Source organism: Gemmatimonas sp. (assembly GCF_044345575.1).
In the GTDB taxonomy this organism is placed as follows: domain Bacteria; phylum Gemmatimonadota; class Gemmatimonadetes; order Gemmatimonadales; family Gemmatimonadaceae; genus Gemmatimonas.
In genome coordinates this window covers 1-5,546 of sequence record NZ_JBIJAW010000221.1, presented here as the reverse complement: position 1 = coordinate 5,546, position 5,546 = coordinate 1, and the positions used below count along the sequence as shown (strand labels likewise).

The window sequence follows — 5,546 nt, the reverse complement described above, 5'->3', positions numbered from 1 at the left end:
TGCAACTCCGCGAGGCCCTCGCCGGTCTGAATGCTCGTGTAGTGCACCGGATACCCCGCCGCGGCATGTTCGGCGAAGAGCGCATGCGCCTGTTCGCGCGTCACGAGATCGCATTTGTTCACCACGATGCGGGCGTGCAGGCCGTTCGCTTCAGCGATCACGAGAAATCGATCGAGCATGCGCGGATGCGGCTCGGGGCGCGCCGCCGCGAACACGACCAGTACCTGATCGAGATTGGCCACCACGACCCGCTCACCGCGAGCGCCGCCGGGGGCGCGACGCGCGAGCTTGCTGAACCGCTCGTGGATGTCGGTGATGAACCACGCGCCGGGCTCCCCGTTCTCCCAGGTGAGCGTGACCTTGTCGCCGACGGCCAGCTTGAGGGCGCCACGAGCTTCGTGCTTGAGCCGGCCGCGCAGCGACGCCGAGGCGACCGAGCCGCTGGCCAGCCGCACATCCCACACACCACCGGTCCCCTGCACCACCACGCCTTCCACTGACAAATCGTCCGGCGGGACGGGCCCCTGCTGGATGAACTGGCTGGCGTCGCGCGTCGATGCGTCGCGCGTCACGGTGCCTTCCGCGTGCGAATGAGGCCGTCGAGCGTCGCCTTCACACTCGCCAATGGCATGGCGCCAAGCTGGTGCCGTACCACCGCCTCGCTGGCGCCCTTGACCACGAAATCGGTCTCGAGGTGCCCCTGTACTTCGGGCTCGCCGTGCCCCCAGCGCACGAAAAACAGATAGGCGCCCCACGGCGCGGAGGCGTCACCCGTGGTGTCGGTGAGGATGTCGGCGGAATACGAAAACCCGTCGACTCCCTCGAAAGCCGCTGGCCGCTTGTGCACTACCATGTAGCCGCCGAGCGTGCGTTCATCCCCCGCCGAATGATCCGGCGGCTGGTGATGCCCTGCGTGCACGGCGGGCTGCTGGTCGTGCGGCTCAGCCCCCAAGCGACTCCTTCACGATGTTGCCGGCCATGAACGCAATGTTCGCGGGGCGCTCGGCGAGGCGACGCATGAGATACGGATACCACTGGCTGCCGAACGGCACGTACACGCGCATGCGGTAGCCCTCCTTCACGATCTGCTCCTGCAGGTCACGGCGTACGCCGTAGAGCATCTGGAACTCGAACTTGTCGGGCGCGATGCCCTTCTCCTTCGCGAACCGCTTCGCCTCGGCGATGATCGCCTCGTCGTGCGTGGCAATACCAGGGTAGCGCCCCTCGGTCATGAGGGTGTGCATCGCCGCCACGTAGTTCTTGTCCACGTCGGCCTTCTCGGGGAACGCCACCGCGGGTGGCTCGAGATACGCGCCCTTGCAGATGCGCACACGGGCCGAGAGACGGTTGGCGCGGGCGATGTCGTCGAGCGTGCGCCGCAGAGAGCTCTGCAGGACGATGCCGACGTTGTTCTCGTGCCCCGGGAACAGCTTCTGCTCGAACGTATCGAGCGTGCGATCGGTGTACGCACTCGATTCCATGTCGAGGCGCACGAAGGTGTCGTACTGCTTGGCGCGCGCGATCACCTCGCGCACCACCTCCACGCCGAGGTCATCGGAGATGTCCTGCCCCATGGCGGTGAGCTTCACCGACACGTTCGCGTCGAGCTTGCGCTCGTGGATGCGGTCGAGGATTTCGAGATACTGGCGACCGGTGGCGCGCGCTTCCGCTTCGCTGTGCACACTTTCGCCGAGCAGGTCGAGTGACGCCGAAATGCCCTTGGCATTGAGCTGAGCGACCGCTTCGACGGCGGTGCTGATCGTTTCGCCGGCGACGAAACGGGAGGCCATCTTGCGGGCGAATCCGACGTTCTTGACGAAGTCGAAGACGCCCTGCTGGCGCGACAGATAGAGGAGAGACGTACGAAGCATGGGCGTAAACTAACGCGTGGGCCACAGCATGCGGGCCACGGGGGCGGCTTTCCCCTTGGCCAGCACCGAATCGAAGACGTTCCAGGTGTGGAGTCCGTCGTCGCTTTCCGGGTCGAGGAGCAGCATGGTCAAAAGATCGTTCCCGGTATTGGGCATGACCACGATGGAGCCGGCCGGGGCGCGGCGCGTGACCGATCGCCACTGACCGCGGATCGCCACCTCCCGGTGCCCCTGGAACGGGCGCCCGGAGGCGATGACCGTATCGACGACGAACTCGCTCAGCGTACGCTCGGCGTCACCGGCCGGCTGGAAGGGAATGCCGTGTGCCGTAAGCAGCTCGCGGACACGCGGCCAGTCCCCATCGACGACATAGCCGCCCTGCAGCGGGCGGTTCACGATGCCCTCGAACCGATCCACCACGGGCATGCGCTGCGCCGTGATCTGGCCCGTGCGCTTGAGGCCGCGCGGGACACCTGGCTGCGTGAGCGCGGAGCTGTCCGCCACCCGTTCGAGCCGCTCGACCAGCACGGCCTGCGTATCGGGGCGCGTCGTGAAGCGGCTCTGCACGGGCACCATGGGCGCGGGACCCTGTGCCGGCACCATAGTAGCCTGTCGCCCCGCCTTTACGCGCGCCAGCACACTGGCCGGATTGGCCGCAACGTAACTCAGCACCTCCTGCACGAAGGCGCGGGTGCTCGCCACGCGGCGGTCGAACGGGTCGTGCGAGTACGCCTCGCTGAGAATGCTCACGCCGCCGCGCAGCCCGAAGTAGTTGGTGCCGTAGCGCGGCTTGTGCTCGTACGTCACCCACCCCGACTTGGTCTCGGCTGTGAGACTCTCGCGGCCGTTGGCCCCGGTGAAGTTGCCGTACGGGAACGTTTCGAAGCCGTGCTTCGCCTTCATGCGCCGGCGGATTTCCGGTAGCAGCGTGTCAGCCGTGAACGGGGCGAGCGGCGCAGCCGGATGCAGCGACGGTGAGTACGTGAGCGCATAGCCGTGATACGACCCGTTCGTGGTGTGCAGGTCCATGAACAGGTCGGGCGTCCACGCCGCGAAGGCCTTGAGCGACCCCATCGTCTCCGGGGCTTCCACTTTCACATAGTCGCGATTGAGATCGAGCCCCGCGCCGTTGGGACGCTCGCCGATCATCTCGGGCCCGTTCTGCGCGCCACGGTTGCGCGCCTGCGCGGCCAGCTTGTCGTTGCCGTCGCTGTTGTAGATCGGCACCACCACCAGCACGAGGGAGTCGAGCACATTGGGGCGCTTCGCGAAGCTCCAGTCGCGCAGCAGCGCGAGCACCGCTTCCTTCCCCTCCACCTCACCCGCGTGGATGTTGGCCTGCACATACGCGATGGGGCGCCCCAGCGCCCGCGCTTCGGCCACCGTACTCACACGCGGACGTGACGCCACAAGCAGCGGAACGGATTTACCCAGAGGCGACTTCGCCAGCTCGCTCACGCTGATCGGCGCGCCGAGCGCCCGCAGCGAGTCGATGAACCCCATCACATCAGTGTACGACGAGGTTTCCGTGTAATTCGTACGCTCGGCGCGGGTGCGCGGCAGCGATGCGGGCGACGGCGCAGACCCCGACGTGACCGAACCGCCGCAGGCGGCGAGCAGCAGTGCGCCAGCGACTGCCATGCTCCGCACCGGCGCGCTCACAGCGCCACCGTCTCGCCGATGGCCGGTAGGAGGAGCGTGACGCCACGCGCCCCGAACGCGGTGACCGCCTCATCACGATCGATGGCGATGGGTGGGAAGGTGTCATAGTGCACGCCGACCACCGTCTTCGCTCCCACGAAATCCGCCGCGCGCACCGCATCTGCGATGCCCATGGTGAACGTGTCCCCGATGGGAAGCACCGCGAAGTTCAGATCGAATTCGTCGCTGATCAGCTTCATGTCGTAGGTCAGCGCCGTATCGCCGGCGTAGTAGAACGTCTGCGTGCCGCTGGTGACTACGAAACCGCCCGGGTTCCCGCCCGGCGAGCCGTCGGGGAGGGTGCTGCTGTGCACGGCCACCACGTACTTGGTGCGGCCGAACGGCAACGCATACGAGCCGCCGAAGTTCATGCCGTGCGTCTTGCTCACCCCCTGATTTGCCAGCCACGACGCGATCTCGTAATTGCTGATCACCGTGGCACCGGTGCGCGTGGCAATCGAGACGGCGTCGGCGAGATGATCACCGTGGCCGTGCGTGATGAGGATGTAGTCGGCCTCGATGCTGTTCACATCGATATGGCCCGCCTTCGGATTGCCCGTGATGAACGGATCGAAGAGCAGGCGCACGCCATCGACGACGACGGCGAAGCAGGAGTGGCCATAGTAGGTGAACTGCATGGGTGCGGACATGATGGACTCAGGAGGCGAGGATGGTACGGATCTGCACGAGATGACGACGTTGGTGCTGCGCAGCCATGATGCTCCACTGGTAGCCATCGAGCGGACCGAACAGCGGATGCGGGTAGTGCGCCGCGCCGAGCGCCGTGCCCGACGCGGCTTCGAGTGCCGCGATGAGCCGCGCACGCGCCTCACGCATACGGATGGCGGATTCGGTCACGGATGCCCCGTGGATGGGGAGCACCACCTCGGGAGCGGGCACCTTGCGGTACGACGGATCGGCCACGTGGTATTTGGCGAGCACGTCGCCGACGGACGCTTCACTGGTTTCGGGAATATCCGTCACCTGCTTGGCGATGTTGCTCACGATGCGACCGGCGCCGCCCTCCACGATGGCCATGTGCTCCACCACCTGCGCCACCGTCCATCCATCGCCGAGCCGTCGTGTTTCCTGTTCGGCGGTGATGGTGGCGCACAACGCATCGGCTTCCTGCTGCGCGGCGGTGAGCGCCATGATCACTTCACGAATGCGTGGATGCAGCGCGATGTCGGACATGGCGAAAGCGAGGGTCAGGGGTGAAAGCGTCGGCCTGCGTTTGCCATCTCTCGCAGCAGCGCGGCGGGTTCGAAGCGACCAGGGAACCGGAGATTGAGGGCCTCGAGCTGCGCGAGCGCCACGGGCAGGCCGATGGTATCGAGATGACGGAACGGCCCACCGAGGAAGGGCGGGAACCCGATCCCGAAGATGGCCCCGATATCGCCGTCGCGCGCCGAGCGCACGATGCCGTGCTGGAGACAGCGCACCGCCTCGTTCAACATCGGCAGGACGCAGCGCTGCTGGATCTCGCTCGCCGGCACGGTCTTGCGGGAGGCACCGGCGGGCGTGAGGGCATACACGCTCTCGTCGACCCCCTGTCGCTTGCCGGCCTCGTCGTAGCGGTAGAATCCGTTCTTCGCCTTGCGTCCGAGGCGGCCGCTTTCCACCACGCGCCGCAGCGTGTCCGACGGTAGCATGCGATCGCCGAAGGCCGCCGCCATGATGGGACCGGACTTGCCAGCGATATCGAGTCCCACTTCGTCGAGCAGAGTGATGGGCCCGACGGGGAACCCGAAGTCGGTGAGCGCGGCGTCCACCTCCTCGATGCGCGCGCCCTCGTCGAGCAGGCGTCCGGCCTCGTTGATGTACGGTGCCAGAATGCGATTGACGTAGAAACCGGCACCGTCCTGCACCACGATGACGGTTTTCCCCAGCTGCCGGCCATACTGTACCACCGTGGCCGTCGTCTCGGCGCTCGTCTCCGGCGTGACGATCACCTCGAGCAGCGGCATCTTGTGC

7 protein-coding genes are annotated in these 5,546 nt (G+C 66.6%); all 7 read right to left on the bottom strand.

What is annotated here, in order from left to right:
• Positions 1–572: GTPase RsgA (rsgA, locus tag ACIQ6O_RS12075; protein ID WP_396208041.1), on the bottom strand; the 572-nt coding region annotated here is incomplete at its 3' end.
• Positions 569–919, bottom strand: a complete 351-nt coding sequence (locus tag ACIQ6O_RS12070) for a hypothetical protein (protein WP_396208040.1) — start codon at positions 917–919, stop codon at positions 569–571. The genes rsgA and ACIQ6O_RS12070, both read right to left, overlap by 4 nt.
• Positions 920–941: 22 nt before the next feature.
• Complete coding sequence (locus ACIQ6O_RS12065) at positions 942–1,871, bottom strand: proline dehydrogenase family protein (protein WP_396208039.1); 930 nt, start codon at positions 1,869–1,871, stop codon at positions 942–944.
• Positions 1,872–1,880: 9 nt separating this feature from the next.
• Positions 1,881–3,512 carry a M14 family zinc carboxypeptidase gene (locus ACIQ6O_RS12060; protein ID WP_396208038.1) on the bottom strand — a complete coding sequence of 544 codons (1,632 nt, stop codon included), beginning with the start codon at positions 3,510–3,512 and terminating at the stop codon, positions 1,881–1,883.
• A gap of 17 nt (positions 3,513–3,529) precedes the next feature.
• Entirely contained in the window at positions 3,530–4,222 is a 693-nt protein-coding gene (locus tag ACIQ6O_RS12055) for a metal-dependent hydrolase (protein ID WP_396208037.1), read from the bottom strand.
• Positions 4,223–4,229: 7 nt separating this feature from the next.
• Positions 4,230–4,766, bottom strand: coding sequence for a DinB family protein (locus ACIQ6O_RS12050; RefSeq protein WP_396208036.1), 537 nt, complete (start codon positions 4,764–4,766; stop codon positions 4,230–4,232).
• A 14-nt stretch (positions 4,767–4,780) separates the two neighbouring features.
• Positions 4,781–5,546: 3-hydroxyacyl-CoA dehydrogenase family protein (locus ACIQ6O_RS12045; RefSeq protein WP_396208035.1), on the bottom strand; the 766-nt coding region annotated here is incomplete at its 5' end.